Genomic DNA, 15,919 nt, shown 5'->3' on the forward strand with positions numbered 1-15,919 from the left:
GCCTAGGCTATGCCGATCCTGCTACCGCTACGTTACTGAAAGCATTGGTAAAAACTTGCTCACTCGGCATAGTTCGACGGTCGGCATAAACCTGCTTATGCCGCGCGCGGCATAAACAGGTTTCGGTGAGAGAGCAAACGATCGCCCAGCGGCCGCCGCCACCATCGCTGCCGGCGAACAAGTGGTTCTTGCGGCCGAGCGCAACGGGACGGATGGCCCGCTCGACCGGGTTGGTGTCGAGCTCGACACGACCATCGGTGAGGAAGCGGGTCAGTCCGGGCCAACGCGACAGCGCATAGCGGATCGCTTCTGCAAGCGTGCTGCGTCCGGAGATGTGCTGGAGCTGCACTTCCAGCCAGGCATGGAAGGCGGCAACAACGGGTTTCGATCGCTGCAGCCGCGCCGCAAGCCTAAGGGCCGGCGACTGACCGCGCACGTCCGCCTCGACGGCGTAGATTTCACCGATCCGGCGCAGCGCCTCAGTCGCCACGGGCGATCCCGTCGCTTCGACCACGTCATAGAACTTGCGCCTGGTATGCGCCCAGCAGGCGGCAAGAACGATGTCGCCACGGGCAGCGAGTTGTTCAAAACCGGCATAACCATCGACATGCAGCACGCCCTTGAAGTGCTGAAGATGCGATACCGGGCGCTCGGCCTTTCGGTCCGGCGCAAACAGGTAGACTGCCGCTGGCGGTTCGGGTCCGGCCCAGGGTCGTTGCTCACGGGCATAGACCCACAACCGCCCCGTCTTGGTCCGCCCACGGCCCGGATCGAGCACCGGCACCGGTGTGTCGTCGGCGAACAGATGGTTGGAGGCGAACACGCTCTTCACCAGCCGCTCGTGCAGGGCTTCCAGCCACCAGCAGGCGCCGCCGACCCATCCCGCCAGCGTCGAGCGCGCCAGATCGACACCGTGGCGGGCGAAGATCTGCGATTGCCGGTAGAGCGGCGTGTGATCGCAATATTTGGAGGCCAGCACCTGCGCCAGAAGTGCCGGCGTTGCCAATCCGCCGGCGATCAACCGCTCCGGCGCAGCCACTTGCGCTACCGTCTCGCAGACACGGCAAGCGTATTTCGGGCGCGTGATGCGGACAACGCGAAGCTGTGCCGGAACCCAGTCGAGCATCTCGCTGACGCTCTCGCCGATCGCATGGAGTGCGCCGCCACAGCACCCACAATACGCTTCTTCGATGTCGAGCCGCACGTCCTCGCGCGGCAGATGATCGGGCAGTGGCTTGCGATGGGATGGCCGCTCCAACGGTGGATGGATGCTCGGTCTGCTCTCCCGGATGCGGGCGATGTCGGCGTCAAGGTCTTCCAGGGCGAGCGCCAGTTGATCGGGGTCGAGGCGCTCGGAACGCCTGCCGAACTGCGCCCGCTGGAGCTTCTTGATGATCGATTGGAGGCGTTCGATCTCGCCATCGCGGCTCTCGACGGCAGCTGCCATATCGCGCAGCAGACGCTGCAAAAGTGCTGGATCGGACGGCAGATTGTCGAGATCGATCAACATGATCCAATCTACCATGAACCGCTCAAAAACCCAAGGATTCCGGTAGTTTCCGTGTCGATCGGAGGACCGTTTTCAGCCGGCCAGAGCCGGTCTCCAGACACGCTCCGGTGTGCGCCAGTCGATGCCCTCGATCAGCATGGCAAGCTGTGCCGGCGTCAGCGTGATCGAGCCATCATAACCTGCCATACGCGGCCACACGAAGCTGCCCTGGTCGAGCCGTTTGGTGAACAGACACAGCCCGTTGCCATCCCAGAAAACGATTTTGAGCAGCGACGCCTTCTTTCCGCGGAAGGCAAACAGATGACCCGAGAACGGGTCCTGCTTCAGCGTTGCCTGGACCAGCATGGCGAGCCCGTCCAGCCCCTTCCTCATGTCGGTGTGACCCAGCGCCAGATGCACCTTCACCCCCGCCGGAACGATCATCATGATGCAGTCCCTCCGCTGTCGACGAACACTCGTACGGCAACAGGATCACTGCCCGCAGGTGCAAAGACACGCCGCCCATCCGGCAGTTCGATTGCCATCATCCCGTCAGGGGGCTGCACAAGGTTCTGCAGCGCGAATGCCGCTGCCGCGTCTGTTGCCAGCGTTACAGATGCGAGTTTCGCTTGCTTCTTCTGCGCCACGCCAAATTCCGCGCGCCAACGAAACAGGATGCCGGTCGCGATCCCATGCCGGCGCGCGACAGCCGAGACCGTTGCACCTGGAGCTTCGCTCTCCTGCACGATGGTGAGCTTCTGCGCGTCCGTGAAGAACCGGCGGCCGCGCGCGGCGGGAGTGTCATCTGGACGCCCTGTCAAGCTGTTTTCGGACGTCGCGCCGTTAGTGATATCACTAACGGTCGGGCGGGCGGAGGGATGAAGATGCGCGCGCCAGTCGATCTCAACCTCGCCATCCTCCAGGCGGTCACGCCAACGGCGCAGCGCATAGGGCGAAAGATGCAGTGCCGCGGCGTATTCGCGAACGCCCATGCCGCTCCAGTTCATCGCCTCGACATGCATTGCCCAGAACGCCTGGAGCGCACGATTGCGCACATCCGTGCTCACGCCAAAACGTTGGCGTTGACGCCGGCGCGGCCCTTTCTGGCGTTGTTGCGGACACGCTTCCCGGAGCAATTGTGCCTGCGATTCCGCATGTTTGCGCGCTACTTCCTTGCCCATCAGGTGGTCAAGCCAGCGCTCGAACGTACGCCGGTTGAGACGGTGATGGCGGCAATAGGTTGTGCGCGCCAACCCGCTCTGACGCCACGCTTCGACATGGATCACCCAGAAGGACTTACGCGCCGTGTTCTCGAAATGTCTCAAATTCACCGGAGATCCTCCATCCTACGAAGGAACTCCACATGCTGCGATTTTGCACTACGCCAACGAGGTGTCAGGACCGGACGCTTACGAAACGACTAAGGATGGCGAGATAAAAGCGCATGCCCGAAACGCGTTAAGCCATTGGCATGGCTTGCATTTTCCGGTGCATGCCGGCCGGTCGCGGGCATGCTGCCCGAATTGTTCCAATGTTTTCAATGCTTCGAGATGCACGGCCAGCCTCCGGTCACAACCGCGGGCACAGTCATGAGCGAGGGTGACCGCGACTTCCGCATCCAGCCAGGCCGCATTCGTTCGACGAAGGAGCCGAGGGCCAAGAGCTTCGTCAATCAGGTCCTCGCCGCGGCCAAGCGCGCCGGCCACATCTCTGGCGGCGCTCCATCGGGCAAGCCGGGCCGCCGGGTCGGCCACTCGACCTTCGGACGCGGGCGCAATGTCTTCGGACGCTCCCGCATCTTTTCCCCGCATCGCCGCGTCGTCATCAAGGCGCGTGTCGCTCGCCACCAGGGGCGGGCATTCCGTTCAGCGCCGCTCTCCGCCCATGTCTCGTATCTCAAGCGCGAGGGCGTCAGCCGAGATGGAGAGAAGGGCGTGATGTTCGACGCAAACACCGATCGTGCCGACGATCTCGCCTTCGCCAATCGCTGCAAGGACGACCGGCATCATTTCCGCTTCATCGTCTCGCCGGAGGACGCAGCCGAGATGACCGACCTTAAGGCCTTCACCCGAGATCTAGCGCGCCAGATGGAAGCCGATCTTGGTACGCGCCTCGACTGGATCGCCGTCGACCACTGGAACACCGACAACCCGCATGTGCATCTGCTCTTGCGCGGCGTCGACGACGCCGGCGCCGACCTCGTCGTCTCTCGCGACTATATCAGCCGCGGTCTGCGCTCCCGCGCCGACGATCTCGTCGACATCGAGCTCGGCCCGAAGCCGGAGCACGAAATCCGCAGCGCACTTGAAAAGGAAATCACGGCCGAGGGTTGGACGCGGATCGACCGGGAGATCAAGCGCGCAGCCGATGAGACCGGCTACGTCAATCTCAGGCCAGACCGTTCCGCCCCAGCTGATCCGGAGCTCCGGCGCCTCATGGTCGGCCGGCTCCAGCATATCGAGAAGTTAGGGCTCGCCATCCAGGGCAATTCTGGAGAATGGGTCGTTGGTCTCGAAGCCGAACGCACTCTGCGCGATCTCGGCATGCGCGGCGATATCATCAAGACGATGCACCGCGCCTTCACCGAGCGCGGCCAGGATCGCGGCGTCGGCGATTATGAGGTCGACGGCGGAACCTCCGGCTCGCCGATCATTGGGCGCCTTGTCGATCGCGGCCTTCACGACGAGCTGACAGGCGAGGCCTACGCCGTCATCGATGGGGTCGACGGTCGTGCTCACCATGTCCGCTTCCGGGGCGTAGAAGCCTTCGATCTGGCTCCCGCAAATGGCGGCATCGCCGAAGTCCGTCACCTCAGTGGCACGGACGGTCAACGCCCGACATTGGTGCTTGCGCTGCGGTCCGATCTCGACCTTCAAGCGCAGGTCACAGCACCCGGTGCCACCTGGATTGATCATCGCCTTGTCGAGCGCGATGCCATGCCGCTGTCGCAGGCCGGTTTTGGCCGCGAAGTACGAGAGGCCATGCAGGCGCGTGCCGAACATCTCGCCGATCAGAGCCTCGCGCGGCGCGACGGCCAGCGCATCATCGTGCAACGCGATCTCCTCGCCACGCTTCGCCGCCGCGAGCTCGATGCCGTCGGCGAGAAGCTTTCGGCCGAGACCGGACTGCCGCATGTGAAAACGATAGCCGGCCAGCACGTCGCGGGCGTCGTGCGCCAGCGGCTCGCCCTCTCTTCCGGCCGCTTCGTGATGATTGATAGCGGTCTCGGCTTCCAGCTCGTGCCGTGGTCGCGCGACCTCGATCGCAAGCTCGGCCAGCATGTCGCCGGCATGACCAAGGTCAGCGGCGGCATAGAACTCACTGTCGGCCGCAAGCGCGACCTCGGCCTCTGACAACCACGGAAAGAGATCACGCATGTCAGCGACCAAAATCCTCTGGGGCCCAATCACGGTGGTCTTCCTGATCGTGATCGTCACCACCTGGGCTGCAACCCAATATGTTGCCTGGCAGCTTGGGTATCAGTCGCAGCTCGGCACGCCCTGGTTCAGTGTCGGTGGTGTGCCGATCTACTATCCGCCCGCCTTCTTTTGGTGGTGGTATTTCTTCGACGCCTACGCGCCCGCGATCTTCAACAAGGCTGCCTTCATTGCGGCCTCAGGCGGCTTCATCGCTATCGCCGTCGCCATCGGCATGTCGGTCTGGCGAGCTCGCGAGGCCAAAAGCGTCCAGACCTACGGCTCCGCCCGATGGGCCGAAAAGAAGGAGGTGGAGGCCGCGGGACTGCTCGGCTCGGACGGGGTCGTTCTTGGCCGGCTCGATCACGACTATCTGCGCCATGACGGGCCCGAGCATGTGCTGTGTTTTGCACCGACACGTTCCGGCAAAGGCGTCGGTCTCGTGGTGCCTACGCTGCTGACCTGGCCGGGTTCGGCAATCGTTCACGACATCAAGGGCGAAAACTGGCAACTCACAGCCGGCTTCCGAAACAGGCATGGTCGCGTACTGCTATTCGATCCAACCAATCCGAAATCAGCCGCCTACAATCCCCTGCTCGAGGTTCGGCGAGGCGATTGGGAGGTGCGCGACGTGCAGAACGTTGCCGATATTCTGGTCGACCCGGAAGGTTCGCTCGATAAACGCAATCACTGGGAAAAGACCAGCCACTCCCTTCTGGTCGGCGCGATCCTGCATGTCCTCTATGCCGAGGAAGATAAAACCCTTGCCGGCGTCGCCGCCTTTCTCTCCGATCCACGCCGCCCGATCGAGGCGACGCTCGCAGCGATGATGACGACGAAGCATCTCGGCGAGGCCGGCCCGCATCCGGTTGTCGCGTCGACGGCGCGCGAGCTCCTCAACAAATCCGACAACGAACGATCCGGCGTGCTGTCTACTGCCATGTCCTTCCTCGGCCTCTATCGCGATCCGGTCATCGCGGAAGTGACTGGCCGTTGCGACTGGCGCATCGCAGATTTCACAGCCGAGGCAAAGGCGACGACGCTCTACATGGTCGTCCCGCCATCGGACATCTCCCGAACAAAGCCACTGATCCGCCTCGTCCTCAACCAGATCGGCCGACGGCTCACCGAGGACCTGCACGCCACGGAACGCAAGCACCGCGTCCTCATGATGCTAGACGAGTTTCCGGCGCTCGGCCGCCTCGATTTCTTTGAGTCCGCGCTTGCCTTCATGGCCGGCTACGGCATCAAGAGCTTTCTCATCGCCCAATCGCTCAACCAGATCGAAAAGGCCTACGGCGCCAACAACTCGATCCTCGACAATTGCCATGTGCGTGTGAGTTTCGCGACCAATGACGAGCGTACCGCCAAACGCGTCTCCGATGCTCTCGGCACAGCCACCGAAATGAAGGCGATGAAGAACTATGCCGGCCACAGGCTCTCGCCATGGCTCGGGCACCTGATGGTCTCGCGTTCAGAAACGGCACGCCCCCTTCTCACCCCGGGTGAAGTCATGCAACTACCACCGGCCGAAGAAATCGTCATGATCGCAGGTACGCCGCCGATACGGGCAAAAAAGGCGCGCTACTATGAGGATGTGCGCTTCCGCGAACGCGTCATGGAGCCGCCGGATCCATCCGAATTGGACAGGACCAGCCGAAGCGACAACTGGTCGACAGTCCTGCCGCAGGATCCCGATCCCGTATCAGCAACCGCTGATGTGCCAGACAGCGCCAATGCGGGGCTGCGCCGCGAACCGGAGCTCCCCGAACACGTGGCCATCGCAAAGGAAACCACGGATCATACGCCTGCTCAGGAGTTCGCGCATTTCCTCGACGACGAGCCGGAGGACGCCGCTCGGCGTCGTCAGGCGCTGCGCCGCCAGATGAGCGGCATCGCACGCCAGGTCGCACTCGACCCGGGCGACGGCATGGAGCTCTAGGGTATGCGTGACAGGCTCAATCTCACCCTGCCGGTGGAGCTCATCGGGCGCATCAACGAGCTTTCCGATCGCAAGAAATTGCCCAGGTCGGCCATCGTGGAGGCGGCTGTCAGTTCGTTCCTGTCGCCTGACCATGCCGATGCACGCGAAGCAGCCTTCGCACGCCGGCTCGACCGACTGTCCAGGCAGATCCAGCGAATGGAGCGTGATCTTGGTGTGACCGCGGAAACCCTCGCCCTTTTCGTGCGCTTCTGGCTTTCGATTACCCCACCACTGCCGCCTGAGGCGCAAGCTGCGGCTCAGGCCAAGGGACGAGAGCGTTTCGAAGGCTTCGTCGAAACACTCGGCAAGCGACTGCAGAAGGGCCAGAGTTTTCTGCGAGAGATTCCAGATGATGTTGATCAGCATCACACGACCGAAGGCGGCCTTTAGGAGCGACCACGATGGTTGAGGCTCACTCGGATTTCGCGGAGAGAATCCAGCGAGTATCGGTCGCGTCTCGGCAATGTCCGTGCCAGGCACCAATGTACCCGACGCCGCCCGCACCGTGCTCGACTTGATAGAGGCAGGAAGCGCAATGCTGGAGCGGGCGTTCGCTTGGATGGTCTTGTGGCGGCTATTCGATCGGCAGAGGCTGCGCATGCTTCACCTGCCCCAACGCGAAGCTCGATTCAATCGAGGCAACGCCTTCGAGGCGGGTGAGCGTTCGCTTGAGGAATGCTTCGTAAGCCTCGAGGTCCTTCACGACGATCCGAAGCAGGTAGTCGCGCTGACCCGTCATCAGGTAGCATTCTACGATCTCCGGCCAGCGCTGGACGGCCCTGGCGAACCGGTCAAGTTCTTCCTCCCGCTGCCGCTCCAGCTTGATCGAGGCGAAGACGCTGATCGGCAGGCCGACCTTCACCTGGTCGACAACGGCCACGTAACTTTTGATCACGCCCATTTCTTCCAGGTTCCGAACCCGGCGGGCGCAGGGCGACGGGGAGAGCCCGACTTCCCGGCTAATCTCGTCGCTCGTCGCATGCGCGTTAGATTGCAGGATTGTCAGGATCTTGCGGTCGATAGCATCGATGATTGGTTTTGCCATGATTTATCACATATCGGGATATTTTTCGCAAAGCCAGCCAATCCTTCCGCTCCTTGCAGTCAAAATCGACTGAAATCGCTGCGATCATCCAGTTATGGTCGTCACGAATTCGAGGGAGGATTTCGTGGAAAAAGACCAACTGGAGTTGCTGGCAGCACTGGAGAAGAAAGTACTGTGGCTCGCCACCTGGATGATCCACAACGCCAACCATATCCGTCCCAATGAGGATGGGCTTAAGGTTGGCGGCCACCAGTCGTCGTCGGCGTCCCTGGCGACGATCATGACGGCGCTTTATTTCGAAATCCTGCGGCCCGAGGACCGAGTGGCGGTCAAGCCGCATGCGAGTCCGGTGTTCCACGCAATCCAGTATCTGTTTGGCAACCAGACCTTGGAAAAGCTGCAGAATTTTCGCGGCTACAAGGGCGCACAATCCTATCCATCCCGCACCAAGGATGTGGACGACGTCGACTTCTCGACCGGTTCGGTCGGCCTCGGCGTTGCGCAGACGCTGTTTGCCTCGCTGGTCCAAGACTATCTGCACACCAAAGGGATGGCCAAGCAGCTGCCCGACGGAAAGATGATCGCGCTAATCGGCGACGCCGAGATGGACGAAGGCAACATCTTCGAGGCGCTTCTGGAAGGGTGGAAGCATGGCCTGCGTAACACCTGGTGGATCGTCGACTACAACAGGCAAAGCCTCGACGCGGTCGTGCGCGAGGGCCTGTGGGAACGGTTCGAATCCCTGTTTCAAAACTTCGGTTGGGATGTCGTTCTGCTCAAATACGGACAGTTGCAGGAGCAGGCTTTTGCCGAACCAGGGGGCGAAGCCCTTCGGCAATGGATCGACCGCTGCCCGAACCAGCTCTATTCGGCCTTGACGTTCCAAGGCGGCGCTGCCTGGAGGAAGCGCCTGCTCGACGATATGGGTGACCAAGGCGCGGTTTCACGGCTGATCGAGAGCCGCAGTGACGAGGAACTGTCGCAACTGATGACCAATCTCGGCGGCCACGACCTGCCGACGCTGATAGAAGCATTCGAAAAGGCCCGTACGCATGACCGCCCGGTCTGCTTCATCGCCTATACGATCAAGGGGTTCGGTCTTCCGCTCGCCGGCCACAAGGACAATCACGCCGGCCTCATGAACCCAGCGCAAGTCGACAGCCTGCGCGCCGCGCATGGTGTGCGGCCTGGCCACGAATGGGAGCCATTCGAAGGCCTTGTCCAACCGGCGGTGCAGGTAGCCAATTTTGTTCGCAAGGCGCCTTTCATAGCCAAGGGCAAGAGGCGCTATGCGTCGGCGCAAATCGACGTGCCCGAGGTATTGCAGGCGCCCGCCCAGCCTCAAATTTCGACCCAGCAGGGTTTTGGCCTGCTGATGCACGAGATCGGCAAACAGGACAGCGAGTTCGCACGGCGCATCGTCACAACCTCACCCGACGTCACTGTGTCTACAAATCTCGGCGCCTGGGTTAACCGCCGCGGCCTGTTCGCGCGAAACGAAATGGCCGACCTGTTTCGTAAGGAACGCATCCCGTCGACCTTCAACTGGGAATTCTCGCCCAAGGGCCAGCACATCGAGCTCGGCATCGCCGAGATGAATCTGTTCATCATGTTGTCGGCGCTGGGTCTTTCGCATTCGATCTTCGGCGAGCGCCTGTTGCCGGTTGGAACCCTCTACGACCCGTTCATCGAACGCGGTCTCGATGCGCTGAATTATGCCTGCTACCAGGACGCCCGCTTCATTGTCGCCGCGACGCCATCCGGCGTCACGCTGGCGCCGGAAGGTGGCGCTCACCAGTCGATAGCGACCCCACTGATCGGCATGGCGCAAGACGGGTTGGCGGCCTTCGAGCCCGCTTTTGTCGACGAACTGGCGACCATACTGCGCTTCTCCTTCGACTACATCCAACGCTCCGGCGAGGCCGTGCCGGACGAGGCAACCTGGCTCAGGGATGCCGTCGGCGGTTCGGTCTACCTCAGGCTTTCAACCCGATCCATCGACCAGGTGAACCGCCAGATCGGCCCCAGACTTTCGGAAGAGATCGTCAACGGCGGCTACTGGATGCGCAAGCCCGGCCCCAATGCCGAGGTGGTGGTCGTCTATATGGGCGCCGTCGCTCCCGAAGCGATCGAGGCGGTCGGGCTGATGGGGGAAGACAGGCGAGATGTCGGCCTGCTCGCCATTACCTCGGCCGACCGGCTCAACGCCGGATGGACTGCGGCCCAGCGGGCACGCGAACGCGGCCTGATACACGCCAGAAGCCATATCGAGCGCCTGCTCGAGGAGATACCGCCCCACTGCAGGCTGATCACAGTGGTCGATGGTCACCCCGCCACGCTGGCGTGGATCGGGTCTGTCCATGGCCACCGCATTCGGCCGCTCGGCGTCGAGCATTTCGGCCAGACGGGCACCATTGCCGATCTATACCGGCACTATGGCATCGACGCGCAGGGCATTGTACGCGCAGCGGAGGCGGTTTCCGGAGCCAAGCCGATACGGCATCTCGGCGTCGTTGCGATGTAAGTTCTACGCATCTAAGGCGGCCCGGCAGCACATGGTAATACGCCGCGAGCAGGCGACGGACGAGCGTTCCCTCATAGGCCGCTACCCATGTGCCATCCGCCAAAACAGCAATGTCGTTTCTGTTTCCGACAGATGCTTCCGCAAGTCATGAGATCGCATCATGCTGGTATCGATCACCAGATGCCTGGTCATAAGACGTAGCTCCCCGCCATTCGCCTGTATTTTCACGCTACTCTACTACGCCCCCTGAAACCTGTTGAACCTGCCTGATTTCTGGCTCTCTTAATCATCCCCGATCAGGGTCGCGCGGCGCGCCACCGGAACGAGAACGGGGACTACGTGGCGACTTCTCAACGACACTCAGAAGCATCCTCGCGCGGTGCGCGCATGCTGCGCACCGCACTGGGACCCGCGATCGCCGGGTTTCTGGAAGATCCGTCCATCGTCGAGGTGATGCTGAACCCCGATGGGCGGCTCTGGATCGATCGCCTCTCCGGCGGGCTTGAAGATACAGGTTGCACGCTCCTGGCCGCAGACGGCGAACGCATCATTCGCCTCGTCGCCCACCATGTCGGCGCCGAAGTACATTCCGGCAATCCGCGTGTTTCGGCGGAGTTGCCCGAAACGGGAGAGAGGTTCGAAGGGCTTCTGCCGCCTGTCGTCGCAGCACCCGCCTTCGCGATCCGAAAGCCGGCTGTCGCCGTCTTCACCCTCGACGACTATGTTGCAGCCGGCGTCATGACCGCGCAGCAGGCGACTGCGCTGCGTCAGGCAGTTGCGGCGCGCGCCAACATTCTGGTTGCTGGTGGCACGTCGACTGGCAAGACCACGCTCACCAATGCCCTTCTTGCGGAAGTCGCCAAGACCTCAGATCGCGTCGTCCTGATCGAGGACACGCGCGAACTGCAATGCGCCGCGCCCAATCTCGTGGCCCTTCGTACCAAAGAAGGCGTGATCTCCCTATCCGATCTCGTTCGATCGTCGCTTCGCCTGCGACCCGACCGCATTCCAATCGGCGAAGTGCGCGGCTCCGAAGCGCTAGATCTCCTCAAAGCCTGGGGCACCGGCCATCCCGGCGGCATCGGCACCCTCCATGCCGGCACTGGAATCGGCGCCCTGCGGCGCCTCGAGCAGCTCATTCAGGAAGCCGTCGTCACCGTCCCGCGCGCACTGATCGCGGAAACCATCGACCTCGTCGCGGTCCTTTCCGGGCGCGGTTCCGCCCGACGACTTGCTGAACTTGCTCGCGTCGAGGGGCTCGACCCCGGCGGCGACTATCGCATCGCCCCCATCAACTCCAACAACGAAGGAACCTCCTGATGACCCCACCCTTTTCCCAAGCCGGACGCCGTATCGCGGCATTTTGCTCGGTCACCGCCCTCGCACTCGCGGTCGCCCCTGTCGCACACGCCGCGGGCTCGTCCATGCCCTGGGAACAGCCACTGCAGCAGATCCTGCAGTCAATCGAGGGCCCGGTCGCCAAGATCATCGCCGTGATCATCATCATCGTGACCGGTCTGACGCTCGCTTTCGGCGACACCTCGGGCGGCTTCCGACGTCTGATCCAGATCGTCTTCGGCCTCTCGATCGCCTTCGCCGCATCGAGCTTCTTCCTCAGCTTCTTTAGCTTCGGCGGCGGAGCGCTTGTCTGATGGAGGAACCAGTCCCAGGCTTCAGCGCACCTGTTCATCGGGCGCTCACGGAACACATCCTGCTCGGCGGCGCCCCACGCTCGATCGCCATCCTGAACGCCACATTGGCTGCGGCCCTCGGGCTCGGCCTGCGGCTCTGGATCATTGGGATCGCGCTGGGGTTGATCGGGCACCTTGCTGCCGCCTGGGCCGCCAAGCGAGATCCGATGTTCGCCGAGGTTGTGCGCAGGCATCTGCGCATCCCCGGCCACCTCAGGGCGTGAGGTAATCGCCATGATGAACCTTGCCGAATACCGAAACCGAAATGCCCGCCTCTCGGACTTCCTGCCCTGGGCAGCGCTCGTGCGCGAGGGCGTTGTCCTCAACAAGGATGGCAGTCTCCAGCGCAGCGCCCGATTCCGCGGCCCGGATCTCGACAGTTCGGTCGCAGCTGAGTTGGTCAGCATCGCAAGCCGTCTTAACAACGCTTTCCGCCGCCTCGGCTCGGGCTGGGCGATCTTCGTCGAAGCCCAGCGTCATGCAGCCGGTGCCTATCCGGAAAGCACATTCGCAGACCCCGCCTCCGCCCTGGTCGATGCCGAACGCAAGGCCGGCTTCGAAGAGGCCGGAGCCCACTACGAGTCCTGCTATTTCCTGACCTTCACTTATCTGCCCCCAGCCGAGGACACCGCGCGCGCGGAAAGCTGGCTCTATGAAGGCAAAGCCGAAAGCGGCGTCGATCCGCACGAGATCGTCGCCGGCTTCATCGACCGCACCGACCGTGTGCTGCAACTCGTCGAAGGTTTCATGCCGGATTGCGCATGGCTCGACGATGTCGAGACTCTGTCTTATCTCCATGCCTGCATTTCGACCGAACGTCATCGAGTGCGCGTTCCCGAGACGCCGATGCATCTTGACGCGCTGCTCGCGGACCGGCCCCTCGCTGGCGGGCTCGAGCCACGTCTTGGCGACCAACATCTTCGTATTCTCACCATCGTCGGCTTTCCGACCGCGACCACGCCTGGAATCCTCGACGAGCTCAATCGTCTCGCATTCCCCTATCGTTGGTCGACCCGCGCAATCCTCCTCGACAAGGCTGACGCGACGAAGCTGCTGACCAAGATCAGGCGGCAATGGTTCGCCAAGCGCAAGTCGATCGCAGCAATCCTCAAGGAGGTGATGACCAACGAGGCTGCTGCTTTGGTCGACACAGACGCGGCCAACAAGGCTGCCGACGCCGATCTCGCCCTGCAGGAACTGGGCGCCGACTATGCCGCACAGGCTTATGTCACTGCGACGCTCACCGTCTGGGATGCCGATCCGCGTGTCGCCGACGAAAAGCTGCGGCTCGCCGAGAAGGTCATCCAGGGGCGCGACTTCACATGCACGCCCGAGACCATAAATGCCGTCGACGCCTGGCTAGGTTCGTTGCCCGGTCACGTCTACGCCAATGTGCGGCAACCGCCGCTCTCCACGGTCAATCTAGCCCACATGATCCCGCTTTCGGCTGTTTGGGCAGGACCACAAAAAGATGAGCATTTCGCAGCGCCCCCTCTGCTATACGGTAAGACCGAAGGCTCAACCCCGTTCCGTTTTTGCCTTCATGTCGGCGATGTCGGTCACACGCTGATCGTAGGCCCAACAGGTGCTGGCAAATCAGTGCTGCTCGCCCTGATGGCACTGCAGTTCCGCCGCTATCGCCATTCGCAGGTCTTCGCCTTCGATTTCGGCGGCTCGATCCGCGCCGCTACGCTCGCCATGGGCGGCGACTGGCACGATCTTGGTGGCGACCTGACTGGTGATACTGGCGAGCCGGTACAACTCCAGCCACTCGCGCGCATCCATCACGTACCGGAGCGTGCCTGGGCAGCTGACTGGATTGTCTCGATCCTGGTACGTGAAAGCGTCACGATCACGCCAGAGATCAAGGAGCATCTGTGGTCGGCACTGACCTCTCTCGCCAGTGCTCCGGTCCACGAGCGCACAATCACCGGCCTCAACGTCCTGCTCCAGTCAAATGACCTGAAACAGGCACTACGCCCCTACTGCGTCGGAGGTCCTTATGGCCGGCTACTTGACGCCGAGTTCGAGCGGATCGGCGAGACATCTATCCAGGCCTTCGAAACCGAGGGGCTGGTCGGTACGGCTGCCGCGCCTGCGGTGCTTTCTTATCTCTTTCACCGCATCGAGGACCGGCTCGACGGGTCGCCTACGCTCATCATCATCGACGAGGGTTGGCTCGCACTCGACGACGATGGCTTCTCCGGCCAGATCCGGGAGTGGCTGAAGACGTTGCGCAAAAAGAACGCCAGCGTCGTCTTCGCCACGCAATCGCTGTCCGACATCGACCGCTCCGCGATCGCGCCCGCTATCATCGAGAGCTGCCAGACCCGGTTCTTGCTGCCGAACGAACGCGCAATCGAACCGCAGATCACCGCTATCTACCGACGTTTCGGCCTCAACGATCGCCAGATCGAGATCCTGGCGCGCGCGACGCCTAAGCGCGACTACTATTGCCAGTCTAGGCAGGGCAACCGGCTCTTTGAACTCGGGCTTTCCGAGGTCGCTCTCGCGCTTTGCGCCGCATCCTCAAAAACCGACCAGACGCTGATTGCGCAGATCCTCGGTGAACATGGCCGCGACGGCTTCCTCGCCGCCTGGCTGCGCGCCCGCGGCGTCGATTGGGCGGTCGACCTCATCCCCAACCTCACCAATCTCGTCCCCCAGTATGAGAAGGAACCCACGCCATGACCACCCAACCCTCAACGCTTCGCGCCGCCTTGATTGCGGCAACGGTTCTTTCTGTGACCGGAGCGCTTTCGCCCGCGCTGACGAGCCCGGCGCACGCCTTCTTTGGTCGGATTGTCTACGATCCGACCAACTACGCACAGAACGTGCTCACCGCTGCCCGCACGCTTGAGCAGATCAACAACCAGATCAAAAGTCTCCAGAATGAAGCGCAGATGCTCATCAACCAGGCGAGGAACCTGGCGAGCCTACCGTACTCGTCTCTCCAGCAGCTTCAGCAGTCGGTCCAGAAGACGCAGCAGCTTCTCAGCCAGGCGCAGAACATCGCCTTTGACGTGCAGCAGATCGACCAGATGTTCGAACAGAAATATGGCAGCGTCTCCTTGTCGGCCTCCGATCAAGAGCTCGTCGCCAACGCGCGGACACGCTGGAAAAACACCGTGGGTGGCTTGCAGGACGCCATGCGAGTGCAGGCAGGTGCAGTGGAAAACATCGAGACCAATCGTGCCCAGATGTCGGCTCTGATCGGCCAGAGCCAGAATGCCGCCGGCGCGCTTCAGGCAACACAAGCCGGCAACCAGCTACTGGCGCTCCAGGCTCAGCAACTCGCCGATCTCACTGCAGTCATCGCTGCCAATGGCCGGGCGCAGGCACTCACCGACGCCGAACGTGCAGCCGCTGCCGAACAGGGCCGGGAGCAGCGCCGCCGCTTCCTGACCCCGGGTTCCGGCTATGAGCCCGGCAATGCCCGCATGTTCAACAATGGCAACTGACGGCCAGAGGAGAACATCGATGGATGGCAAGATGCTTGCGCGCCTCGGCGCAGTCGTGTTCGTCGCTGTCGCCGTCACGGCGACAGCGATTGAACTGACCCGGAAGCAACCAGTGCCCGCGACGGCGCCGGTGCTGGTTCTACGGCCCGAGGCCAATCAACTGCACGAGAGACAGCGCCGGTGCCAGCAGCTTGGACTGAAGGCGGCTGAAGACGTCGAATGCCTGCGCGTTTGGGCAGAAACACGCGACCTGTTCCTTGGTCGCACGCCCGTGCCTCCTGCTCCGCGAATTCAGGAAGAGCGGTGAAG

13 protein-coding genes and 1 pseudogene are annotated in these 15,919 nt (G+C 62.5%); 10 read left to right on the forward strand and 4 right to left on the reverse strand.

Going from position 1 to position 15,919, the window contains the following annotated elements; translation table 11 throughout:
• Nucleotides 1-103: 103 nt before the first annotated feature.
• From tnpC to tnpA, 3 genes and pseudogenes are all read right to left on the reverse strand, one after another.
• A pseudogene (tnpC, locus tag HNQ95_RS17530) lies at nucleotides 104-1,510 on the reverse strand (IS66 family transposase); the annotation flags it as partial.
• Nucleotides 1,511-1,582: 72 nt separating this feature from the next.
• Nucleotides 1,583-1,936, reverse strand: coding sequence for an IS66 family insertion sequence element accessory protein TnpB (gene tnpB / locus HNQ95_RS17535; protein ID WP_182574749.1), 354 nt, complete (start codon nucleotides 1,934-1,936; stop codon nucleotides 1,583-1,585).
• Entirely contained in the window at nucleotides 1,933-2,820 is an 888-nt protein-coding gene (gene tnpA, locus HNQ95_RS17540) for an IS66-like element accessory protein TnpA (RefSeq protein ID WP_182574751.1), read from the reverse strand. Before tnpA ends, tnpB begins: the two co-directional genes overlap by 4 nt.
• Nucleotides 2,821-3,078: 258 nt before the next feature.
• Between tnpA and HNQ95_RS17545 the strand changes: the two genes are divergently transcribed.
• The 3 genes from HNQ95_RS17545 to HNQ95_RS17555 are packed head-to-tail and all read left to right on the forward strand — an operon-like array spanning nucleotide 3,079 to nucleotide 7,279.
• The gene (locus HNQ95_RS17545; RefSeq protein WP_182574753.1) at nucleotides 3,079-4,842 is read left to right on the forward strand and encodes a relaxase/mobilization nuclease domain-containing protein; all 1,764 of its coding nucleotides are present in this window, start codon (nucleotides 3,079-3,081) and stop codon (nucleotides 4,840-4,842) included.
• Between the two features lie 22 nt (nucleotides 4,843-4,864).
• The gene (locus tag HNQ95_RS17550) at nucleotides 4,865-6,847 is read left to right on the forward strand and encodes a conjugal transfer protein TraG (protein WP_182574754.1); all 1,983 of its coding nucleotides are present in this window, start codon (nucleotides 4,865-4,867) and stop codon (nucleotides 6,845-6,847) included.
• A 3-nt stretch (nucleotides 6,848-6,850) separates the two neighbouring features.
• The gene (locus HNQ95_RS17555; RefSeq protein ID WP_067965086.1) at nucleotides 6,851-7,279 is read left to right on the forward strand and encodes a ribbon-helix-helix domain-containing protein; all 429 of its coding nucleotides are present in this window, start codon (nucleotides 6,851-6,853) and stop codon (nucleotides 7,277-7,279) included.
• A gap of 184 nt (nucleotides 7,280-7,463) precedes the next feature.
• On the opposite strand, the gene HNQ95_RS17560 is transcribed toward HNQ95_RS17555, so the two are convergent.
• Nucleotides 7,464-7,934 carry an Lrp/AsnC family transcriptional regulator gene (locus HNQ95_RS17560; RefSeq protein ID WP_067965088.1) on the reverse strand — a complete coding sequence of 157 codons (471 nt, stop codon included), beginning with the start codon at nucleotides 7,932-7,934 and terminating at the stop codon, nucleotides 7,464-7,466.
• A 190-nt stretch (nucleotides 7,935-8,124) separates the two neighbouring features.
• On the opposite strand from HNQ95_RS17560, the gene HNQ95_RS17565 reads away from it, so the two are divergent.
• The 7 genes from HNQ95_RS17565 to trbK-alt all read left to right on the forward strand — a co-directional run bounded on the left by HNQ95_RS17565 (nucleotide 8,125) and on the right by trbK-alt (nucleotide 15,917).
• The gene (locus HNQ95_RS17565) at nucleotides 8,125-10,458 is read left to right on the forward strand and encodes a thiamine pyrophosphate-binding protein (protein WP_246340844.1); all 2,334 of its coding nucleotides are present in this window, start codon (nucleotides 8,125-8,127) and stop codon (nucleotides 10,456-10,458) included.
• Between the two features lie 387 nt (nucleotides 10,459-10,845).
• A complete protein-coding gene (gene trbB / locus HNQ95_RS17570) occupies nucleotides 10,846-11,778 on the forward strand; it encodes a P-type conjugative transfer ATPase TrbB (protein ID WP_154385359.1) in 933 nt (310 codons plus the stop codon).
• Nucleotides 11,778-12,110: a TrbC/VirB2 family type IV secretion system protein gene (locus tag HNQ95_RS17575; RefSeq protein WP_067965093.1), complete on the forward strand. Its 333-nt coding sequence runs from the start codon at nucleotides 11,778-11,780 to the stop codon at nucleotides 12,108-12,110. The genes trbB and HNQ95_RS17575 overlap by 1 nt, the downstream gene beginning before the upstream one ends.
• Nucleotides 12,110-12,373: a VirB3 family type IV secretion system protein gene (locus tag HNQ95_RS17580; protein WP_067965095.1), complete on the forward strand. Its 264-nt coding sequence runs from the start codon at nucleotides 12,110-12,112 to the stop codon at nucleotides 12,371-12,373. The genes HNQ95_RS17575 and HNQ95_RS17580 overlap by 1 nt, the downstream gene beginning before the upstream one ends.
• Before the next feature lie 10 nt (nucleotides 12,374-12,383).
• Nucleotides 12,384-14,840 carry a conjugal transfer protein TrbE gene (gene trbE, locus HNQ95_RS17585; RefSeq protein WP_067965097.1) on the forward strand — a complete coding sequence of 819 codons (2,457 nt, stop codon included), beginning with the start codon at nucleotides 12,384-12,386 and terminating at the stop codon, nucleotides 14,838-14,840.
• A complete protein-coding gene (trbJ, locus tag HNQ95_RS17590; RefSeq protein ID WP_067965099.1) occupies nucleotides 14,837-15,610 on the forward strand; it encodes a P-type conjugative transfer protein TrbJ in 774 nt (257 codons plus the stop codon). The genes trbE and trbJ overlap by 4 nt, the downstream gene beginning before the upstream one ends.
• Before the next feature lie 19 nt (nucleotides 15,611-15,629).
• Nucleotides 15,630-15,917: a putative entry exclusion protein TrbK-alt gene (gene trbK-alt, locus HNQ95_RS17595; protein ID WP_067967030.1), complete on the forward strand. Its 288-nt coding sequence runs from the start codon at nucleotides 15,630-15,632 to the stop codon at nucleotides 15,915-15,917.
• Nucleotides 15,918-15,919 lie beyond the last annotated feature (2 nt).

The organism is Aminobacter ciceronei (assembly GCF_014138625.1).
In the GTDB taxonomy this organism is placed as follows: domain Bacteria; phylum Pseudomonadota; class Alphaproteobacteria; order Rhizobiales; family Rhizobiaceae; genus Aminobacter; species Aminobacter ciceronei.

Bases quoted from the DNA above. Each gene is read 5' to 3' on its own strand.
- tnpB (WP_182574749.1), bottom strand. From the start codon at position 1,936: ATGATGATCGTTCCGGCGGGGGTGAAGGTGCATCTGGCGCTGGGTCAC.
- HNQ95_RS17545 (WP_182574753.1), top strand. From the start codon at position 3,079: ATGAGCGAGGGTGACCGCGACTTCCGCATCCAGCCAGGCCGCATTCGT.
- HNQ95_RS17550 (WP_182574754.1), top strand. From the start codon at position 4,865: ATGTCAGCGACCAAAATCCTCTGGGGCCCAATCACGGTGGTCTTCCTG.
- HNQ95_RS17555 (WP_067965086.1), top strand. From the start codon at position 6,851: ATGCGTGACAGGCTCAATCTCACCCTGCCGGTGGAGCTCATCGGGCGC.
- HNQ95_RS17560 (WP_067965088.1), bottom strand. From the start codon at position 7,934: ATGGCAAAACCAATCATCGATGCTATCGACCGCAAGATCCTGACAATC.
- HNQ95_RS17565 (WP_246340844.1), top strand. From the start codon at position 8,125: ATGATCCACAACGCCAACCATATCCGTCCCAATGAGGATGGGCTTAAG.
- trbB (WP_154385359.1), top strand. From the start codon at position 10,846: ATGCTGCGCACCGCACTGGGACCCGCGATCGCCGGGTTTCTGGAAGAT.
- HNQ95_RS17575 (WP_067965093.1), top strand. From the start codon at position 11,778: ATGACCCCACCCTTTTCCCAAGCCGGACGCCGTATCGCGGCATTTTGC.
- HNQ95_RS17580 (WP_067965095.1), top strand. From the start codon at position 12,110: ATGGAGGAACCAGTCCCAGGCTTCAGCGCACCTGTTCATCGGGCGCTC.
- trbE (WP_067965097.1), top strand. From the start codon at position 12,384: ATGATGAACCTTGCCGAATACCGAAACCGAAATGCCCGCCTCTCGGAC.
- trbJ (WP_067965099.1), top strand. From the start codon at position 14,837: ATGACCACCCAACCCTCAACGCTTCGCGCCGCCTTGATTGCGGCAACG.
- trbK-alt (WP_067967030.1), top strand. From the start codon at position 15,630: ATGGATGGCAAGATGCTTGCGCGCCTCGGCGCAGTCGTGTTCGTCGCT.